This window comes from Nocardia sp. NPDC006982 (genome assembly GCF_042869435.1).
Lineage (GTDB): Bacteria > Actinomycetota > Actinomycetes > Mycobacteriales > Mycobacteriaceae > Nocardia.
Genome location: NZ_JBIAFV010000001.1, coordinates 917,173 through 936,943 on the forward strand (window position 1 = coordinate 917,173; position 19,771 = coordinate 936,943).

Below are 19,771 nucleotides of genomic sequence, written 5' to 3' on the forward strand. Positions count from 1 at the left end.
CCACCACGACGGAAAGCTGCTCTTCTCCTACGATTTCGCCGAGCACACCCAGCTCGGTCATTTCTTGATCGCCCCCCTACAACGAGATCGTGGGGACGATCGTTGCGGCCTGCGCCGATCTGTCGCACGTGCACATCCGGTTCGGTTGCCGGATGGTCGATTTCGCGGTCGCCGATTCCCTGGTCACCCGCTGCACGCTGGACGACGGCACCGAGTTGCGGACTCGGGTGCTGGTGGATTCCAGTGGATCCGGCGCAGGGCTGCGTGAGTTCGTCGGCTCTGAACGGGACGACAACCGCTATCACCACGTGCTGCGGATGAGCACGATTCCGATGACGGACAGTATCGCCGCGCGCAACCGGCTCTACTTCGATTCCCGCGGCTGGTTCGCCTACTTCTACCCAGTCAGTGCCGAGCTGGCCAGGGTGTTCGTCGGATTTCCCCGGGAACTGGAGCGGCCGGTGTTCGACGAACACAGCATCGATCTGAAAGGGCGGCTCAGTACCTTCGTCACCCAGAGCGACGACGCCCTCGCGCTGTTGGACGGGGACCGGTTCACGCCCGCGCCCGTGACGGTTTTCACCAGCAAGCCCTACCACCGCGACAACGTCATTCTCCTGGGCGGCGTGGTGTTCTCTCCCCATCCGATGACCGGCCAGGGAATGAGCTACACCCTGGAAGACGCGACGGTGTTGGCGCAGATCCTTGCCCGGGCCTACGACGGCCGCGGCCACCTGGAGCCGCTGCTCCAACAGCAGTACCAGGTCCGCCGCTCGGTACACAACGACCTGGTGGCGTACGGCGACGCTCTCGCTCGCTCCTACCAACCATGACCGCGCCGCCGAGCTGTCCGCGTTCCACACCTCCCGGCACGGTGGCGACGGATAACGAATGATCACATCGCATTGTCGCCGCGGCGTGGCGACGACGCCGTCGAGTCATTCGACCTGGTGAGATACGCTGTCTCGCCCACGGGCCGGTCAGCTTTGGTGGTGGTCTTGCTGAGCTGCGACCAGGGCGGCGAGTTCGGCTCGGGAGGAAACGCCCAGCTTGGCGAACAGGCGGGTGAGGTGGGCTTCGATGGTTTTCTCGCTGACGTAGAGGTCTTCGGAGATCTGGCGGTTGGTTCGGCCCAGGACGATGCGGTTGACGATCTCGCTCTGCCGCTCGGTGAGATCGCCGAATCCGACGTTGGTCGCACGGGATCGGCTTCGGCGGCCGGACACGTGTCGCTCGCCCACGCGGCGCAGCGCCAGGCGCGCCTGTTCGGCCAGACGTGCGGCGTTCTGGCTCTCGAAGATCATGAGCGCGCTGTCGAATTCGCGTCTGGCGGCCGGTTTCCCGCCCAGTTCGGCGAGGGCATGACCGAGCAACAGACGTGCGCGGGCGACTTCGAGCGAGCATCCGCTGCGTTGGTACTCGGCGACCGCTTGCTCGGCATAGGCTACGGCAGCACGGATCTCGCCTCGTGCGAGCAGTACGCGGGCGCGGGTACTGCGGGTGTGGCCGATTCGCATAGGAAGAAACGGCGATGCGTCGGCGATGAACTCGATCCGACGAGTCGCGTGCTCGGCAGCGTCGATCCGTCCGAGTGCCAGTTCGGCCTCGACGAGATACGGATGGAATTGCGGGATCAATGACGGGTAGATGTCGAATTGGCCCCCGGCGCCCAGGACCAGCCGACGGCCACGTCGATACCGACCGGCCTGGATCAGGACCATGCCGTATATCAGCGGTGGATAGTACGAGTAACGGCCCCTGGGCAGTTCTTCGGTGATACGGACCGCGCCCGCACCGGCGGTGAACGCTTGATCCGTGTGGCCCAGCAGGGACAAGATCCAGCAGCGTGTCGATTCGGCCATCGCCACCATCGGTGGGTTGTCCAGCATCAGCGCTACGTCAACGGCCTCGTCGGATACCGTGAGCGCGCGCTCGAGCTGCCCCTGCATCAGCAGAGCCAATCCCTGTAAATGCAGGAAGTCGACCAGACGTCTGCCATGTCCGGTTCGGCGGCAGAGCCGGATTCCCCGAGTCGTGTACTCGACGGTCATCGTGAACCGCTCCAGGGAAATCGCGGCGATCACCACATCGGCCAGTCCGTCGATCAACGCGAGTGGTATTTCGGCGTCGGTGAGGGTGTCGAGGATGCGCACGGCTTCGTCGAGGTCGGAGCCCGCTTCCCGCAGGGTGTCGCCGAGCTGCGTCGTCTTCAGGAACGCGCTTGCCGCGGTACCCAGGAAGTCCAGGTGTCGGTCGCCTCGCTTGCGCGCTGATTGCCGCACCTTCGCCGAGACGGCCACAGCCTCGGCCCAGTCCCGCATCAGCAGGTCGGTTTTGGCGAGTTCCAGTTCGAGCGCGGCGGCCGCCACACTGTCGGGTGGGACGAGGGTGAGCGCTGTCGTCAACAGATGCCGACCCTCGACGGCGTTGCCGAGCCCCTGTTCGATCACGGCGAGCATGGCCATCATCCGGGCGCGTTCACCGGGGTCGACGCGCGCGGGCAGTTCCAGAGTCCGGCTCAGCACTTCTCGACTCTCCTGAAGCCGGACCGCAGGCATTCAACACCTCGGCCAGCGACATCGACAGGACGAGTCGGCGATCGACAGATTCCTCGTTCGGCAGCAGACGCAAGGCTGCCCGGAACCACCGGGCCGCAGCGACGGGAGCTCGCTGCGAGGCAGCTTTCCCAGCATCGACGAGTACCGTGATGGCCTCTTCGTCTCCTACCTCGCCGCAGTGTTCGAGGTGGTGCGCTCGGATCGACAGGGCGGTGCTGCGGTTCGCGAGCGCCTTCGCTGCCCGCTTGTGCGCATTTCTGCGCCAGCCATATCCGCTTCGTTCGTAGACCGCACGTCGAATCAAGGGGTGGCGGAACGCCAATCGCCCGGGGGTTTCCGTTTCGTATATCAACCCACTCGCGACCAGCTCGTCCGTTGTCTGGAACATTTCGGTTTCGACCAGTTCGGCAATATCGCTCGCCAGGTCGAGATCGAATGGCTCGCCCGCTACCGCAGCGGCCTGCAGCAGCTTGCGTGCACGCGGGGACAGGGCCCGTATTTCCTGCTCCAGAACATCATGAACGATCGTGGGAATACCGTACGAATCACTGATGCCGGTCCGATGCCCGCCGAGGCGAATTCGCGTACGCGAAACATCCTGTAAATAGAATGGATTTCCACCACATTCACGATAAAAGTCGGACAGGTCGGCCGTGTCGACACTGCCCGACAGCAATTCGGCGGCTTCGGCAATCGACAATGGCCCGAGTTCGAGTGATGACATGGTGTTGTCGTACACGGCTCGAGCCAGCGCTGCCGTGTGTGCAGTGGGAAGTTGCCGGGAACGGTGTGCCAGCATCAACGCACATCGCGGCACGGGGTTTCGCAGTAGGTGTGCGATCACCTCGAGCGAGGCGTGGTCGACCCAGTGAACGTCGTCGAGAACCAACAACAACGGGCGCTGAGCCGCCAGCCGCTGCAGCGCCATCCGTACACTGCGGTGACAGCGGTGCCGGTCTATTTGCGTGGATCGTGTCGGTGACCCGCTCCATCGGTGCAGGGATGGGAGAATTCGACTGAGTTCCGAAAGGCATTCCTCGCCGAGCGCCTTCAGGCTCGTTCGGGACAGTGAGCCGAGCGGTTCGTCGAATGCATCGATCACAACGGCGTAGGGAAATTCTCGCTCCAGTTCGGTGCCTCTGCCCTCCAGCACCTGGAAACCCTGGGCGAGGGCTTCTCGGCGGATCTCCTGAAGGAGGCGGGTCTTGCCGATACCCGGCTCTCCGGTCACGGCGATCGCCGATGTTCGCCCTTTCCGCGCGGCAGTGAGGACTCGGGTCAGCTCGCGCATCTCCTCGACCCGGCCGACCAGCGGCCCGGCCACTCCCCCCGGCGAGACCCCTGACATGTCACCTCCCAGGCACTGACAGCCGGGTTTCGCGGGGTATTCGCGAAATCTCCGGGCTGCATCCTAACCAGCTCGAGCATCGGTGTCTCGTCGACTGCGGAGCACTGACTCACAGCCATAGGTGGCGGCGATTTCGCGCTGTCAGGTGGCGCTCATGACGGGGATTCAGCCCGCGGTGCGGGGCCTATAATTATGTGATATGGATGTCAGGCGCCGGGAAGGTGTAGGCAGCCTACCCACTGTTACCTCTAGCTTTGTCGGTCGAGAACGCGAGCTGGAGAAGATCAGCACCCTACTGCTCGGCCCAGCCCGGTTTATCACCCTCACCGGCCCGGGTGGCATCGGGAAGACTCGTCTGGCCGTCGAAGCGTTGCGCCGTTGCGGTAAAGCCGAAGCCAGGAAAAGACGAGCCTCCTGGGTGCGATTGGCTCGATTGACTCCGGATTCGGATTCGACCGCGGTCGCGGAAGAAGTCGCCCATGCAGTGATCGAGGCGGATTTCTCCGGGCGCTCGGCGTGGGATGCCTTGGTCGACACCCTCGCCCCGACCGACACCACCGGCACTGGACCTGCCCAGCGCTCCGTGCTGGTGCTCGACAACTGCGAGCACGTACTCTCCGGTGTCGGGCCCCTGATCGCCGACCTCATCGAGACGGTACCGGGGTTGAGCATCGTGGCCACCAGCCGAGAACCCATCGGCTGGATCGACGAACACCTGATCACCGTTCCGCCGCTATCGCAGCGCGAGGCCCTTGCCCTATTTCGGCAACGCGCCGAACTCACCGAACATCCCGTCACCGGTAAAGACCAGACCACCGCCGCCGAGATCTGCCGCCACGTCCATAACCATCCGCTCTACATCCAGTTGGCGGCCGCACGCCTGCTTCGTCAACCGATGGCCGCCATTCTGCACGGGCTCACCGGCCACGCCGATGACGCTCGGCTGAGTTGGTCGCACGGCCCCCGCGTGGGCACCGACCCGCGCCATCGAGGAGTCGTCGACGTCATCTCCTGGTCCTACGAGCTGTGCAGCGACAAGGAACGTCTGCTCTTCGACCGCCTGTCGGTGTTCGCCGCCGGCTACGACACCAATCCCGACGACACCGCAGAGGCTGCACCGGATGTGGGTGCCGAGCTGGACGCCATCGAGACAATCTGTTGCGACGACGAAATCAGCGATACCCGAGTGACTCTGACCCGGCCGGAAATCGAGGGCCTGCTCGAGCGGCTCGTCGATCAATCGTTGGTCACGACGCACAGGACGGCGACCGCGGTGCGGTATTCACTAGTGGAGAGCCTGCGGGTCTTCGCCCAGCAGCGATTGCGCCAGCGCTCCACCGCCGCGGTGGACGAACCCACCCGCTTGGCCCTGCGGCACTGCCGCTACTACCACGACAGGATCGCCTACGCCGCAGCCAACTGGTTCGATCCCGAAGGGCAAGCCCTGGTGGACTGGGCCCGGACGGTCTGGGCCAACACCCTCACCGCGATCGAAACCAGTATCACCACCCCGGGCCGAGCCGGAGACGGTCTGGAGATCTGTCTCGGGCTGATCACCCTGCAAGTGTGCTTCACCAGCGGCTCGGTACGAGAAATACGCCAATGGACCCTACGCTGCCTCGCCGCCACTCGGGCAACGACGCCGCAACCCACCGAACTCCAGATCGGGGCCATGGCCACCATCGCATGGCTCGCCACGCTCCAAGGCACCATCGAGGATGCCGAACAGATGCTCGAGGACTGCGTCGCCGCCTGCATACCCGACCCAGACACCAGGCGGAACTGGCGAGACACCGCCGAGACCGACATCGGGCTGCCCGCTCCTGTCGAATTCGCATGGGGGGCGGAGCTGATATTCGCGCGCCGTGACGCCCGCGCCATCACAGTCCTGAGCCGAGCCCAGGCTAAATTCGAGGCCTACGGCGACCACGGCGCTGCCTCAATGAACGAGCTGTTCGCTGCCCTGGCCGCGGGCATGCTGGGAACCCCGCAGCAAGCCCACGAGATCACGCAGCGTTACCTCGACCGCGCGACCATCTCCGGAATTCCATGGGAAAAGGCTTGCGCCGAACTCACCAGGTCAACAGCCTTGACCCGACACGGCAACCCCACCGAAGCACTGGCCCTCGAACGATCCTCGCTGGCATATCACCTCGCCACCAACGAGCAATGGGCCGCGGTGTGGTTGGTGCAGTACCGGACCTGGTCATTGGCGCAGATCATCACCGACTCGATGGTCGCCGGAAAACCCGACCGCAAGAAACTGATTGCCCTGGCCACCGAAATCGCCCACTTGGCCGGCGGCACCACAACCCTACGAGCCAAGCTCGGCATCGACATCAAGGCGTCGGGGCCTCTCCTCGACGAATCCGAAAAAGCTATCGCTGTCGCTCGCCGGGTACTGGGGCCCGACGCCTACGCTGCGGCAGAAGCCCGAGGCATGCGTCTGCGTCCGGAACGAAACGAAGTGCAACGGCTGGCACTGGGCACACTGACCGTCGATACTCCGGCGGACACGGCCGCCACATCGCACTGGTACGAATTGACTCGGACCGAACAACAGGTCGCGATTCTGGCCGCGGCCGGGTGGACCAACAAAGATATTGCCTTCCGCCGCGGAAAGTCGTCCCGAACTGTCGACGCCCAAATCGCGGCGATTTTCAATAAGCTGGCCATTACTTCACGTGCGGACATATCCGAGCACATCCCCGGTAGATTCACCGACCAGGTCCGAGGCGAAACCGCCCGACGACCGCGCTGACAGCAGCGACTGTCTGAGAGACTGGCGGATCTGATCTCGTTCCAAGCTCCCGATCCTTGTGGTCAGCGAACTCGCCAGCCTCCCTGGCATGAACATATCGGCGAGGACGATGAACCCGTCGCGGACGTACGCGATCAGCTCGTCCGGCTAACGGCGTGTGGTGTCGTTCCCGGAGGCCATGTCGGTGAAGGTGTGTTGATGCCTTTCCATAGGTATAGCCCACGCCCATTACCGATGCGGGGATCTATACCTACCGCCCATGCTGGTTGCCGTGCAGAAGACGAAGGTCTCGGTGACGCCGTCGAAGACCTTCAACCACACGATCTTGCGAACGGCCGAGCTCGACTTCATTTGCCGAGTCGACGGCGAACAGGTGCGTATATGCCGCCCTGCGCTGACAAATCCATCCGGCTGACCGAAGTGTAATCGCTCGTGGCCGACCGACCGGAAACCGAACCATCCCATGACAACTGCACTATTACCTCTTGCATACGGATACTTGCGCGACGATCTACTCCGTGACCGCGATCGGAATTCGAGCGAAGCCAGACTGCGCGACCTTGCCAGGTTACTCGGCTACGAGCTGGGCGCCGTGTTTTGCGAGCCTCCACCACAGAACGCGACACTGCCCCCGGCGTTCGTCGATCTCGTGCAGGAATGCCGGCGAGCAGAGGCACACGCAGTGATAATCCCGCGCGGACACATGTCGGATATGTCGGTGTGTCGGATGGTCCTGCTGGCGGTCCTCGAAGTGCGAGCCGGTGCCGCAGTGCACGAAGTCGATTTGTGAACGCACCCGCGGCGAGGTACGCGGGCAGTCCACCCATGAGCTGCCTTGCAGGGTCGACAGCCGCCGCCGCGCCCCGTGTCAGGTCATCGAGTCCGGTCGATCACCGCTGGCACCAGCGCTGATCGCCACTCATCAGGTCAAGAGCGGTCGAACTACATCCTGGCGTAATGCGGATCAGCCGGTCGGCCGCTGGGCCTGGTTGACGACTGCGAGCGAGGTGAAGATCGGGGTATCCGGATCGGCCGAGATGCCCTGGCGGCGCAGGAATCCATCGATCAGACCCCAGACGAATTCGGTTGCCTGGTCGACGAATTCGGCGGTGCCATCGGAACGGCGGGGATCCGCGTCACCCAGCCACAGGTCGGTGATCGCGACGACGACGCCGACGATCGCGCGGGCCAGATAGTCGATGCCGGTGGCATCGATCGGAATGAATTCGGCAATCTCGCGTGCCTGGCCTGCGACGCGACTCGCGGCCGCGCGGCCGAGATCGAATTGCAGTACCGAACCGTCGGAGTGCTGGGTGACGTGCGCGTGACCGAGGAACCGAAAGACGTTGGGGTGCTGCAGAATACTGTCGGCATAGCCGGTGAGCACACGGCGCAGCGCGACCCGGGGCGGTTGCAGCATCAGCGTCAGATCGTTGCCCGCACCGGCGGCGACGGAATCGGCCATCCGATCGCCGATTTCGGTGTAGAGATCGGCCTTGTCGGCGAACTGGCGGTACAGGCGCGGTTTGGTGATCCGGGCCTCGCGGGCGATGTCGTCCATGCTGGGGCTCGGACCGTCCCGGTCGATCACCCGAATGGCGGCGGCGACGATCTCCTCGCGGGTGATCGTCCGCGGCGCTGATCTGGCAGATCTGTCCGAACGGGCCATGGTCCAGAGCATACACGTACCGGCGGTACGCGCCGTTGAGCCGAAAGCGCCCTGGATCATGCGTGACCGACCTCATAGCCTGTCCTGGTTTCAATCCATTGCTTCGGGTAATACGTACTGTCAGTATCGGATCACGTACCGGCGGTACACGCAGCACCCAGCGCATCGATCGAGGCAAGCAGATGACCGAACAGCTCGACTCCCCCGACCCGACCGGCATCCAGCGCCCGCACCGCCGGTCCACGGTGGCCGGCGCGAACGGTGAGCTGGCAGTCTTCGAATGGGGCGATCGCGGCGCGGAACCACTCGTCCTGGTGCACGGGTTGTCCGATACTCATCTGGTCTGGTCCGCGGTGGCGACGCTGCTGGCCGATGGCTTCCGGGTCATCGCCTACGATGTGCGCGGGCACGGTGAATCGGCGAAACCCGGTGTGCCACAGGACTACCGACTCGATCACCTGGCCGAGGATTTCTTCGCGCTGGTCGATGCGATCAGTCCGAAGCGGCCGGTGCACGTCTGTGGACACGGTTGGGGTGCGGTGCAGGTGTGGGAGGCGGTCTGCGATCCGCGCGCCAATACCCGGATCGCCTCGTTCACCGCCGTCGCGGGTCCGAATCTCGATCACGTCGGCATGACACTGCGCGAATTGGCCGGTCAACCCCGCCGGGCGCTGGAGCTGATCGCCGACCGGAAATTCTGGCGGCACGGAGTCGGAACCGCCCAGACCGCAGCCCGACGGATCGCCTATCCGCCGCGGGTGCGTACCTGGTTGATCGAACAGCTCGGCGGCGTCGCCCGGATGTACGCGCCGATCGCACCGACCTGGCGCGCGGATCTAGCCGCCGGAGCACGGATCGCCGTGGCCAATCTGGCGCATCATCTGCTGCGGCCGCGTGAGCGCACCACCGCGGTGCCGGTGCAACTCGTCGTGGACACCACCGACGTGCTGGTGCCCCCGTTCCTCTACTACGGCAGCGCACGTTGGGTGGATCGACTGTGGCGCTGCCCGATTCCGGCCGATCACTGGCTGCCGGTGACCGAACCGCTGCTCGTCGCCGAGGCCATCGCGAACTTCGTCGAGGATCTGCGCGCGGCGAACGCCAGCATCCCGCAGTGACCCGCCAGCGGTGAGTGGCCGATAAATCGGACGGGGTGGTACTTTGCGCGCATGACCGGACCGGGGGAACAACAGAACCAGCCCGACGACGCATGGTGGGCGCAGGAACAGCCGCAGCAGCAGGGACCGCAGTATTCACAATCGGATCCGACGATGGTCGGGCAGCCGGGGTATCAACTGCCGTCGCAGCCCGCGGTTCCGGTCGTTGGACCGCAAGGCCCAGCCGAGCAGCAGCCTGCTGATCCGACGATGGTGCGTCAGTCGTTCGATCAGCCGGGGGCCGCGCCCGCCGGATATCAATCGGGCACCGGACATCAGCAACCCGGATACCACCAGTCCTCGCCCGGATATCCGCAGCCGGGGACACCACAGGCCGCGCCCGGATTCCAGCAGGCCGGAGCACCGCAAGCCACACCCGCCGGATACCAATCGGGCACCAGACATCAGCAACCGGGCTACCACCAGTCCTCGCCCGGATATCCGCAGCCGGGAACGCCGCAGGCCGCGCCCGGATTCCAGCAGGGTGGGGCACCACAGGCCGGATTCCCGCAAGCCGGGGCGCCACAGGCCACACCCGGATTCCCGCAAGCCGGAGCACCACAGTCGACACCGGGATTCCCGCAGCCCGGGTTCCAGCAACCCGGATTCGAGCAGCCCGCGCCCGGATTCCCGCAGGGTGCACCGGGTTTCCAACAGCCCGGATACCAGCAACCCGCGCCCGGATATCAACAGCCGCCCAAATCCGGTGGCAAAGGCTGGCTTTGGGCGCTCGGCGCGGTCGTCGTCACCTCCGCGGTATGGGCGGGCGCGATGTTCGCGATCGGCGCGTTCGATGCGGGCAAGGCCGATATCAGCAAAGATGCCGATCTGCGCGGCTACAAGTATGTCGCCAATCTGTGCGACCTCACCGACACCTCGCCCTACACCAGCGCGGGCTTCACGCTGTCGAAGACCGATTCTTCGGGCAATACCTATCCGAAGCACGAGGGCTCCAAACACGCCGCGGTCGATTCGATGGGTTGCGATGTTCGCTTCACTCCATCGGGCTCGACGGAGAAGTACGACTACGCCGCCATCTACACCAGCGCGCAGGTGCACAAGCAGACCAATCCGGGACCGGAATTCACCGCGTCGTACGAGACCTGGACCCAGAGCGAATACGGCAAGGACGCGAAGGTCGACAAGGTCTCCGGACTCGGCGACGAGGCGTATGTGATCACCGGTAAGCACAAGTCGGACGATCCGACGGCCGATGTCTCGGTGGCCGTGCGCGACGGCTGGGCCACCTACCACATCAGCTGGTCGCAGTATTCGTCCAGTTCGTCGAAGTCCTCGAGCAAGATCCTCAGCGCGTCCGAGGTCACCGATCTGCTGAAGAAGACGGCTACCTCGACCATGAGCAAGCTGCGCAAATAGGCGGCGTCCGGTCGGTGCGGGACCGCCCGCGCCGATCGGTCCGCATTCGAATGCGACAATGGCTGGGTCAACCTCCCAGTTCACGAAGGATAAATTCGCATTCCGATGGTCGAGAACACCGCGTCGACGTCTACCGCACCAGCGCCGAGCGGCACCGCCATCGACCCCGATGAACTGGCGATCTGCCTGCGCGTGCTGGAGCAGGCCGCGCAGTTGGACAAGGACGATCCGGCGTCGGTCACGGTGCAGCGCGCCGTCGGCCATATGTTCAAGAAATTGAAGCAGCGCAGGCGAACCGTGGCCAGGGATGCGGTCGCCGAGGCGGACCGGGCGGTGGTCGCGGCGACCGCGACCGGCTCGCCGAATCGGATCGATGACGAAACCGCGGGCATTCCGCTGACCTCGAATGCGGCGGGTGCGAGCGCGGGCACGCTGCTGCGGCCGCGGCCCTGCTATATCTGCAAACAGCGCTACACCCGGGTCGACGCGTTCTATCACCAGCTCTGCCCGGACTGCGCGGCAGGCAGCCACGCGAAACGAGACGCCCGTACCGATCTCACCGGACGGCGCGCCCTGCTGACCGGCGGTCGCGCCAAGATCGGCATGTACATCGCGCTGCGGCTGCTGCGCGACGGTGCGCACACCACCATCACCACCCGCTTCCCGAACGATGCGATCCGCCGCTTCGCCGCCATGGACGACAGCGCCGACTGGCTGCACCGGCTGCGCATCGTCGGCATCGATCTGAGGGATCCGGCCCAGGTCGTCGCGCTCGCCGATGACGTCGCGGCGCAGGGACCGCTGGATATCCTGATCAACAATGCCGCCCAGACCGTGCGGCGCTCCCCCGGCGCGTACAGCGCGCTGGTCGATGCCGAGTCCGGTCCGCTGCCCGCGGGCGCGCTGCCGGATGTGGTGACCTTCGGCAAGACCATGCAGGCGCACCCCACCGCACTCACCGCATCCCTGACCCCGACGCTGTCCTCGGCCGATGTGGCGGAGTTGGCGCTGGTCGCGGGATCGGCCACGCCGGAACGCATTTCGCGCGGTGTCGCCATCGACGCCGGTGGCCTGGTGCCGGATCTCGCCCACACCAACAGCTGGGTGCAGACCGTCGCCGAGGTGGACCCGACCGAGCTGCTCGAGGTCCAGTTGTGCAATTCGGTGGCGCCGTTCATTCTGGTTTCCCGGCTGCGCCCGGCCATGGCCGCTGCCGGGGCCCGCCGCAAATACGTTGTCAACGTCTCCGCGATGGAGGGCCAGTTCTCCCGTGCGTACAAGGGTGCGGGCCACCCCCATACGAATATGGCCAAGGCCGCGCTGAATATGTTGACCCGCACCAGCGCCCGCGAAATGTTCGAACAAGACGCCATCCTGATGACCGCAGTGGACACCGGCTGGATCACCGACGAACGCCCGCACTACACCAAACTCCGCCTCGCCGAAGAGGGCTTCCACGCGCCGCTGGACCTGGTGGACGGCGCCGCCCGCGTCTACGACCCGATCGTCCAAGGCGAATCCGGTACCGACCTCTACGGCTGCTTCCTCAAGGACTACCAACCCTCGCCCTGGTGATCCGCCAGGGCCGAGCCCGCACGCATCCAGCGCTACGCTGGGCATATGCTGTATCGGCTGCTGGCCGATGCCACCGCCGCGGTGCATTTCGTATTCGTGGCGTACGTGGTGGTCGGCGGGTTCGTGGCTTGGCGGTGGCCGCGCACCATCTGGCTGCATCTGATCGCGTTCGGGTGGGGATTCAGCACGGTGCTGTTCGGATTCGATTGTCCGCTCACATATTTGGAGAATTGGGCGCGGCACCGGGCCGGGATGGCGGGGCTGCCGCCGAGCGGGTTCATCGACCATTATCTGACCGGGGTGATCTACCCGCAGAGTGCGCTGGGATTGGTGCGCGCGCTGGTCGCGGTGTGCGTTGTGGTGTCGTGGGTGGGCTATGTGTGGAGGGTGCGGACGATGAGGTCGGCGACCTCGGAGACCTTGTCGTCGAGGTAGAAGTGACCGCCGGGAAAGACCGTGTGGTCGAACGAACCGGTGGTGTGTTCGCGCCATTCCTCGGCCTGCTCCGGCGTCATCGTCGGATCTTCGGTGCTGACCAGGGCCGACACAGCGCAGGACAGCGGTGCGCCCTCGCGGTAACGGTAGGTCTCGACGGCCTGGTAGTCGCTGCGCACCGCGGGCAGTACCAGTTCGGCGAGGCTCGGTTCGTCGCGCAGGATCTGGACGGACGCGGGATCGGTCGCCAAGCGCTCCAGATCACCGATCAGATCGTCGTCGGAGCCGAGATGCAGCCGGCTCTGCTCGACGAAAGTCGGTGCGGGACGGCCGGATACGAACAGCGCGGTAAGCGGTTGCCCCTTGCGTTCCAGGCGGCGCGCGGTTTCGAAGGCCACGGTCGCGCCCATGCTGTGGCCGAACAGCGAAAGTTGTTCCACCGGGCCCTGATTCAGTACCTCGTCCACGATCCGGTCGACGAGGGTGTCCATATCGCCGATGGTGGGCTCACCGAGCCGGTCCTGCCGACCCGGGTACTGGACGGCGGCAACGGCAATGCCGTTGTCGAAGCGTTCGGCCAGTGCCCGATAAGCCGTGACCGCTCCCCCGCCCGGCGGGAAACACAGCAGTTGATGGCTCGGCGCGGGATGTGCGCGCAACACCCGCAGCCAGTCCGTCGCGGCAATGGCCTTGCCCATGTCGCTCTCCTTCACCCGAGATACTTTCCGTACCAATCCAGGACCCGCTGCCACGCCTCCGCGGCGGCGGTCGGGTTGTAGCGAGGTCCGGTGTCGTTGAAGAACGCGTGGTCCGCATTCGGCGCGACGTAGATCTCATGGGTGAGACCGGCCCGGTCCAGGGCCGCTTCCGCGGTGGGGCGCGAAGCGATCACCCGCTCGTCCTTGGCGGCGTAGATCCCGAGTACCGCCGCCGTCGAACCGGACAGATCCCCGTTCTCCGGGAACGGGCCGTAAAACGGTGTCGCCGCAGCGAGTGTCGGCGTACCCGCGGCCAGCAGCATCCACACCAGACCCCCGCCGAAGCAGAATCCGGTCGCGCCGACCTTCTTTCCCGGCACCCGACGTTCCAACTCGGCGATCCCGGCCTGCAGATCGCCGATGAACTGTTGCGGCGCGATCTTGCCGAGTTCGGCGGTGGCCGCCGCCGGGTCGGTGAAGGCGGCGGTGCCGCCGAGTTCGGACAGCAGGTCGACCGCGAGTGCGGAATATCCGGCGCCCGCGAAACGTCCTGTCACCGAACGGATGTGGTCAGTCAGACCCTTGTTCTCGTGGATGACGAGGACGCTGCCGCGCGGCTGTGGCGCGGCCGCCCATGCGGCTTGTAGCCGGCGACCTTCCGGTCCGGGAAAAGTGATCGCGGTGGTCGCGACCGCGCCGCTGGTGCCCGGCGGGGCCGACGACGCCGCGGGTTTCGAGCCCGTCGACGCGGTATTCGCCTGGTCGCCGCTATTGGAACAAGCGGCGAGCAAGGCGACCGCGGCGGTGGCGCCGACCCCGAGCATTCCAAGTCGGCGCAGTGCTTCCCGGCGGCCGATCAATCCGTCGGCATGGTCGGTGGCTATCTCTTCCGCGATATAACGCTGCAGCGGCGTCATGGCCCCGACCCTACTACTGCGGCGCAACAACTACTCTCGATCTTGTGATTGCGCACGAACAGCTGGTCCGCGACTATGAGGCCGGAATCGGTGTACCGGCCTCCGGCACCGTCCCTGCCGCCGATCCGGGCAGCTGTTTGGCTGCGGCGCTGCCGGTTTGGGCGCTGGCCGCCGGATCGGTCGCCGCGGTGACGGCGGCGGCGAACCGAATCCGCGACGCACACCACCTGAATCCGGTGCTGCACCGACTGGATCCGGTCCGGATCGCCGCCGCCTTTGCCAGTGAACGCCTGCTGCGCGTCGGCGGTGCGCCCGCCAAGGTATTCGCCGATCTGTCGGGATTCTTTCCCACCTTCGACGGCTGGGTCCGCACCCACGCCAACTATCCGCATCATCGCGCGCGATTGCTCGCCTCGCTCGGACTGCCCGACGACGCCCCCGTCGATCTCGCGGTCGCGCAGATGGCGATGAGCCGGGCCCGCGATATCGAGGAGCGTGCCGCCGCGCACGGCGCCATTGCGGTTCAGGTGCGTAGCGAGCAGGAGTGGGCGGACAGCCCACAGGGTGAGGCTGCCGCGTCGGGTCCGCTGGTGGCGATCGACACCCGGATCGACCGTGGCGAACTCGGCCTGCCGATCGGGGCATCGCCATTGCAGCCGTTACGCGGAGTCCGGGTACTCGATCTGACCCGGGTGATCGCCGGACCTGTGGCGACCAGAACCCTGGCGCTGCTCGGCGCCGAGGTGCTGCGGATCGACCCGCCGCACCTACCCGAGATCCCATGGCAGTATCACGACACCTGCCAGGGCAAGCGCTCCACGCTGCTGGATCTGCACCGGCACCTGCCGCTGATCAACGAGCTGCTCGCCGCCGCCGACGTACTGATCACCGGATATCGACCCGGCGTACTGGAAAACGCCGGGCTCACCGCCGCCCGTCGTCCCGGCCTCGTCCACGGTCGGATATCGGCGTGGGGTGAATCCGGCCCGTGGGGTCGGCGGCGCGGTTTCGACAGCATCGTGCAGGCCGCAGCCGGTATTTCGATCGTCGAGGGCGCACCCGCGGTACCGGGGACGCTGCCCGCACAGGCACTCGACCACGCCTCCGGCTATCTGCTCGCCGCCGGGGTGATCGATGCGCTGGTCGCCCGCGCACACGACGGTATCGGCCGCGATGTCCGAGTCGCGTTGGCGCGCACCGCAGCCTGGCTCCTCGACGCGCCAGGACGCGCCCCGCGTCATCCGCAGGCCGCGCCGCCGAGTCCGATGGCGGCGGTCACCCACGGCAATGTCACCACCGCAGCCCCGGTGCTCGCCGAGTATCCGGATTACGCGTGGCCCGCACCGAGATACGGCGCGGACCGGCCGGTGTGGCCGCTGCACACCCGATAGCACGCACGCTGTTCGACGCGCTCAGGACTCACCGGCCAGGGCCGCGATCGCCTTGGCCAGTCGCGCGCCGTCGGGCAGGTTCTCGCCGCGGGTGATCGTCCACAGGATGCCGAGGCCCTGGGTCAGCACGAAGTACAGCTCACCTATCGCCTGGGCGGTGTCCGCATCGAGGTCAGGACGGGATTCCCGGACCGCTCGACCGATGTCCTCGTATGCACCGTTGAGGCTTTCGTCCATGAACGTCCGCGATTCCGGCGTCCGCGCGACGCGAACCAGATTCTCCAGACTGGCCAGCATGCCGTCCCGGTTATCCTCGAAGACCTGCGGCATCGCGTTCCACATCTGCGTGAACGCCTCGAGCGGCGGCTGCCCGCCGCCCGCGCGGATCAAAGCTTCCATCCGATCACCGATATCGTTGCCGAGCGCCTCCGCGAGCGCCTCGGTGATCAGCCGATCCTTCGAGCCGAAGTGATAGCCGATCGCGGCCAGGCTGACACCCGCGGCCGCCGCGATATCGCGTGCGGTCGTCTTCGCCACGCCACGTTCGATGATGGCCTTACGCGCTCCCGCCAATAGGTCTTCTCGGTTTCCCATGATCCCAGCTTACACACGCCTAAGACATTTGTACTAGACATCCGTGCCATCTTCGGTTAGACATATGTCTGACACATTCGTTCGAGAGATTGGCCCGATCATGAGCATCAAATCCCTGCACATCCTCATCAGCGGCGGCGGCATCGCAGGCAACGCACTCGCACTGCAATTGCTGCGGGCGGGCATCCGAACCACCGTCGTCGAGCGCGCTCCGAAGCCACGCCCGGGCGGACAGGCCGTGGACCTGCGCGGCCCGAGCCGCGAAGTCGCCGAGCGGATGGGACTCATGCCTGGCATCCGCAAGTACCAACTCGACGAGCGCGGCATGGCCTACGTCGACGAAAACGGCCAGGAGTTCGCCCGGATGCCCGCGGAGATGTTCGACGGCAAGGGCCCGGTGGCCGAAATCGAGATCACCCGGGGCGATTTGAATCAGGTACTGCTCACCGAAGTGGCCGACACGGCGGGCGAACTCGATTATCGCTACGACGAATGGATCGCGGCGTTGCGCCAGGACGACACCGGCGTCGAGGTCGACTTCGCGTCGGGGCGCACCGAGCGTTTCGATCTGGTCGTCGGCGCGGACGGTGTGCACTCGGCGACCCGGCAACTGGCCTTCGGACCGGAGGAGCAGTTCGTCACCTATCTCGGCGGCTACATGTCGTTCTTCACCATCCCGACCCCTGCTGGAACCGAGCCGGGCTGGTTCAAGATGCATACGGTGCCCAGCGCCGCGGTCGCGATTCGACCGGATGCCGATCCGGCCACCTCGAAGGCGATCATCACCCTGCGCACCGAGGCCGATCCGGCGCTGCGCCGCGATGTCGCCGCGCAGCAGCGGCTCATCCACGACATGCTGGCCGAGGCCGGATGGGAGACCCCGGCCATACTCGACGCGATGAGCACCACCCCGGACTTCTATTTCGACATGCTGGCGCGCGTCGATATGCCGTCGCTGTCGACCGGACGGGTCACGCTGCTCGGTGACTCCGGCTTCTGCGGCTCCCCAATGACCGGTATGGGCACCGCCATGGCCATTGTCGGCGCCTACGTCTTGGCCGGTGAAATCGCCGCCGCCCCAGATGATCTCGCGACCGCACTGACCCGCTACGAGGAAATCGTCGAACCGTTCCTGGACAAGGCCAAGGAGCTGCCCGGTGGCGGCATCAAGATGATGCTGCCCACCTCGCGCCTCGGCACGCGGATGGCGCGCGCGAGTATGAAGGTGATGACCTCGCGGGTGATGCGCCCGGTCATGCTGCGGATGATGTCGAATACCGACGACTACGTGCTGCCCACCTACTGAGCCGCCCGGGTCCGCTCGCTAGGCTCGACTGGTGCGGCAGAAGATCGTCATGGATGTCGATACCGGGATCGATGATTCACTCGCGCTTCTCTACCTGCTCGCCTCACCGGAGGCCGAGATCGTGGGAATCGCCGCCACCGCGGGCAATGTGCCCGCACCGCAGGTGGCGGCGAACAATCTCGCCTGGCTGGATGTGTGCCGCGCACCCGATATCGAGGTCGCGCTGGGTGCCGCGGAACCGCTCGCGATCCCGCTGCGCACCACCGAGGACACGCACGGGCCGCAGGGGGTCGGATATGCGGAACTGCCGCAATCGGCTCGGCCTATCTCGGCCCGGTCGGCGGCCGAGATGTGGGTCGAACTGGTGTGCGGGGCTCCCGGCGAGATCGTCGGGCTCTGCACGGGACCGCTGACGAATCTGGCGCTCGCCCTTCGCCTCGAACCACGGCTGCCGCTGCTGCTGCGGCGGCTGGTGATCATGGGCGGAGCCTTCAATCACCCAGGCAACACCACGCCGACCAACGAATGGAATGTGCACGTGGATCCGGAGGCGGCCAAGGAGGTCTTCGACGCCTTCTCCGCCGCCCCCGCAGATCGACGGCCGATCGTGTGCGCGCTCGATATCACCGAGACCATCGAGATGCGGCCCAAGCATGTGGCGCAGCTCGCCGAACGCGCGGGGAGCCTGCCCGTGGAGCTGGTTTCGGAGACCGATCCGCCGGAGGTCAGGTCGGCGACGAGTAATCCGATCGTGCGTTATTTCACCGATGCGGTCCGGTTCTACTTCGATTTCCACAAACTCTACGACCAGGGCTATCTCGCGCATATGCACGATCCGTTCGCGGCGGCCGTCGCGCTGGATCCGGCGCTTGCCATAACTCGACCGGCCACCGTCGATGTCGAACTCGTCGGCGCCATCACCCGGGCCACCACGGTGGCGGACTGGGCGGGCATGTGGGGCCGAGAACCCAACGCCGACATCGTGGTCGGCACCGACCCCGAGGTGTTCTTCGAGCGATTGACCACCAGGGTCGGTGACTTCGCACGGTCGGTATACCCGCAGGAGGCTGCTCGATGATCGGTGACAGCGACGACAATCTCTACCTGACCGCTTTCCGCACCCGGCTGGAACTGCCCGGAATCATCGACGTCCATACGCATTTCATGCCGGAGCAGGTCATGGCCAAGGTGTGGGCGTACTTCGATTCGGCCGGCCCGCTGGTCGGCCGGGAGTGGCCGATCGCCTACCGCGATGATGAGCAGGTCCGTTTGAAGACATTGCGTGGCTTCGGTGTTCGCGCGTTCACCTCGCTGGTGTATCCGCACAAGCCGGATATGGCGGCGTGGCTCAACGAATGGGCCGCCGATTTCGCCGAACGCACCCCGGACTGCCTGCACACGGCGACGTTCTATCCCGAACATTACGCGGACAGTTATGTGGAGGCGGCGATCGAGCGCGGCGCCCGGGTGTTCAAGGTGCATGTGCAGGTCGGTGATTTCCATCCGGGTGATCCGCTGCTGAATCCGGTGTGGGGCATGATCGAGGACGCCGGGATACCGGTGCTGATCCACTGCGGCTCCGGACCCGCGCCCGGCGAGTACACCGGACCGGAACCCATTGCCGGTCTGCTGCAACGCTATCCGCGCCTACGGCTGATCATCGCGCATATGGGCACACCCGAGTACTCCGAATTCCTGGATCTGGCAGAGGAATACCTGGGTGTGCACCTGGACACGACGATGGTGTGGACCGATTTCACCGAGGCCACCGCACCCTTTCCGACCGCCGAGCACGGCAGGCTGCGCTCGTTGCGTGACCGCATTCTGTTCGGTAGCGACTTTCCGAATATCCCTTACTCCTACGGGCATTCGATCAGTGCGCTGGAGCGCCTGGACCTGGGTGATTCCTGGCTGCGGCAGGTCTGCTACCGAAATGCCGCACGGCTCTTCGACATCGCGTAATACTGTCCACCTGCTCGGTCCGA

17 protein-coding genes are annotated in these 19,771 nt (G+C 65.7%); 10 read left to right on the plus strand and 7 right to left on the minus strand.

Annotation, left to right across the window (positions count from 1 at the left end):
- Nucleotides 1–89 precede the first annotated feature (89 nt).
- The gene (locus tag ACFYOW_RS03985) at nt 90–833 is read left to right on the plus strand and encodes an FAD-dependent monooxygenase (RefSeq protein ID WP_387284293.1); all 744 of its coding nucleotides are present in this window, start codon (nt 90–92) and stop codon (nt 831–833) included.
- Between the two features lie 147 nt (nt 834–980).
- Here the strand turns inward: ACFYOW_RS03985 and ACFYOW_RS03990 are convergent, their stop codons facing one another.
- Nucleotides 981–2,525, minus strand: coding sequence for a LuxR C-terminal-related transcriptional regulator (locus ACFYOW_RS03990; protein WP_387284295.1), 1,545 nt, complete (start codon nt 2,523–2,525; stop codon nt 981–983).
- On the minus strand, nt 2,479–3,906 hold the full coding sequence (locus tag ACFYOW_RS03995; RefSeq protein WP_387284297.1) for an ATP-binding protein: 1,428 nt from the start codon (nt 3,904–3,906) through the stop codon (nt 2,479–2,481). Before ACFYOW_RS03995 ends, ACFYOW_RS03990 begins: the two co-directional genes overlap by 47 nt.
- A gap of 199 nt (nt 3,907–4,105) precedes the next feature.
- Between ACFYOW_RS03995 and ACFYOW_RS04000 the strand changes: the two genes are divergently transcribed.
- Nucleotides 4,106–6,667, plus strand: coding sequence for a LuxR C-terminal-related transcriptional regulator (locus ACFYOW_RS04000; RefSeq protein ID WP_387284299.1), 2,562 nt, complete (start codon nt 4,106–4,108; stop codon nt 6,665–6,667).
- Nucleotides 6,668–6,895: 228 nt separating this feature from the next.
- Here the strand turns inward: ACFYOW_RS04000 and ACFYOW_RS04005 are convergent, their stop codons facing one another.
- Nucleotides 6,896–7,018: a hypothetical protein gene (locus tag ACFYOW_RS04005; RefSeq protein ID WP_387284301.1), complete on the minus strand. Its 123-nt coding sequence runs from the start codon at nt 7,016–7,018 to the stop codon at nt 6,896–6,898.
- Between the two features lie 613 nt (nt 7,019–7,631).
- A complete protein-coding gene (locus tag ACFYOW_RS04010; protein WP_387284303.1) occupies nt 7,632–8,336 on the minus strand; it encodes a TetR/AcrR family transcriptional regulator in 705 nt (234 codons plus the stop codon).
- Nucleotides 8,337–8,518: 182 nt separating this feature from the next.
- Here ACFYOW_RS04010 and ACFYOW_RS04015 point away from each other — a divergent pair, with 182 nt between their 5' ends.
- The 4 genes from ACFYOW_RS04015 to ACFYOW_RS04030 all read left to right on the plus strand — a co-directional run bounded on the left by ACFYOW_RS04015 (nt 8,519) and on the right by ACFYOW_RS04030 (nt 12,880).
- Nucleotides 8,519–9,454 (plus strand): alpha/beta fold hydrolase, encoded by a 936-nt coding sequence (locus ACFYOW_RS04015; RefSeq protein ID WP_387284305.1) that lies wholly within the window; start codon nt 8,519–8,521, stop codon nt 9,452–9,454.
- A 51-nt stretch (nt 9,455–9,505) separates the two neighbouring features.
- A complete protein-coding gene (locus ACFYOW_RS04020; protein ID WP_387284307.1) occupies nt 9,506–10,870 on the plus strand; it encodes a hypothetical protein in 1,365 nt (454 codons plus the stop codon).
- A gap of 105 nt (nt 10,871–10,975) precedes the next feature.
- Nucleotides 10,976–12,445, plus strand: a complete 1,470-nt coding sequence (locus tag ACFYOW_RS04025; RefSeq protein ID WP_387284309.1) for an SDR family NAD(P)-dependent oxidoreductase — start codon at nt 10,976–10,978, stop codon at nt 12,443–12,445.
- A 45-nt stretch (nt 12,446–12,490) separates the two neighbouring features.
- Nucleotides 12,491–12,880 (plus strand): DUF2784 domain-containing protein, encoded by a 390-nt coding sequence (locus tag ACFYOW_RS04030; protein ID WP_387284310.1) that lies wholly within the window; start codon nt 12,491–12,493, stop codon nt 12,878–12,880.
- Here ACFYOW_RS04030 and ACFYOW_RS04035 read toward each other — a convergent pair.
- Nucleotides 12,820–13,593, minus strand: coding sequence for a thioesterase II family protein (locus tag ACFYOW_RS04035; RefSeq protein WP_387284311.1), 774 nt, complete (start codon nt 13,591–13,593; stop codon nt 12,820–12,822). The two genes, ACFYOW_RS04030 and ACFYOW_RS04035, sit on opposite strands and share 61 nt — an antisense overlap.
- A complete protein-coding gene (locus tag ACFYOW_RS04040) occupies nt 13,590–14,495 on the minus strand; it encodes a dienelactone hydrolase family protein (RefSeq protein WP_387284312.1) in 906 nt (301 codons plus the stop codon). The genes ACFYOW_RS04035 and ACFYOW_RS04040 overlap by 4 nt, the downstream gene beginning before the upstream one ends.
- Nucleotides 14,496–14,539: 44 nt before the next feature.
- Here ACFYOW_RS04040 and ACFYOW_RS04045 point away from each other — a divergent pair, with 44 nt between their 5' ends.
- On the plus strand, nt 14,540–15,886 hold the full coding sequence (locus ACFYOW_RS04045; protein WP_387284314.1) for a CoA transferase: 1,347 nt from the start codon (nt 14,540–14,542) through the stop codon (nt 15,884–15,886).
- 21 nt (nt 15,887–15,907) lie between these two features.
- Here ACFYOW_RS04045 and ACFYOW_RS04050 read toward each other — a convergent pair whose 3' ends face one another.
- Nucleotides 15,908–16,480 carry a TetR family transcriptional regulator gene (locus ACFYOW_RS04050; protein ID WP_387284316.1) on the minus strand — a complete coding sequence of 191 codons (573 nt, stop codon included), beginning with the start codon at nt 16,478–16,480 and terminating at the stop codon, nt 15,908–15,910.
- 100 nt (nt 16,481–16,580) lie between these two features.
- Between ACFYOW_RS04050 and ACFYOW_RS04055 the strand changes: the two genes are divergently transcribed.
- Genes ACFYOW_RS04055 through ACFYOW_RS04065 form a run of 3 tightly spaced genes read left to right on the plus strand, consistent with a single transcriptional unit; the run spans nt 16,581 to nt 19,748 of the window.
- Nucleotides 16,581–17,786 carry an FAD-dependent monooxygenase gene (locus ACFYOW_RS04055; protein ID WP_387284317.1) on the plus strand — a complete coding sequence of 402 codons (1,206 nt, stop codon included), beginning with the start codon at nt 16,581–16,583 and terminating at the stop codon, nt 17,784–17,786.
- Between the two features lie 49 nt (nt 17,787–17,835).
- Nucleotides 17,836–18,864 carry a nucleoside hydrolase gene (locus ACFYOW_RS04060; RefSeq protein WP_387285994.1) on the plus strand — a complete coding sequence of 343 codons (1,029 nt, stop codon included), beginning with the start codon at nt 17,836–17,838 and terminating at the stop codon, nt 18,862–18,864.
- Nucleotides 18,861–19,748 (plus strand): amidohydrolase family protein, encoded by an 888-nt coding sequence (locus ACFYOW_RS04065; protein ID WP_387284319.1) that lies wholly within the window; start codon nt 18,861–18,863, stop codon nt 19,746–19,748. Before ACFYOW_RS04060 ends, ACFYOW_RS04065 begins: the two co-directional genes overlap by 4 nt.
- Nucleotides 19,749–19,771 lie beyond the last annotated feature (23 nt).